This is a genomic window from Salmonella sp. SAL03688 (assembly GCF_046551895.1).
GTDB classification, from domain to species: Bacteria; Pseudomonadota; Gammaproteobacteria; order Enterobacterales; family Enterobacteriaceae; genus Salmonella; species Salmonella enterica.
The window spans coordinates 1-208 of the sequence record NZ_JBGDVI010000098.1 but is presented as its reverse complement, the minus strand read 5'-3'; the positions used below and the strand labels follow the sequence as shown (position 1 = coordinate 208).

Genomic DNA, 208 nt, shown 5'->3' with positions numbered 1-208 from the left:
CCGCTATGGGGGTGACTGGGAGCGCTGCACCAGGACACAGGAAATCACACGCGATAAAAACGGTAAAAATGGGAAGTACACCGTCACTGAGCGCGTTCGTGGCTGGACAGATGAGGACGAGATCGGCCTGTTCGTTCAGGTTGGTGCCATTCTGCGAGGTGAATCTGAAATCACCTGGGGAGAACCTCTTTACCTCTCCGGCGTTGTT

General features: G+C 54.8%; 1 pseudogene. It reads left to right on the top strand.

Annotated elements, in window-relative coordinates:
• Positions 1 to 208: pseudogene (locus tag ACLJR2_RS23910) on the top strand (enterohemolysin); the annotation flags it as partial.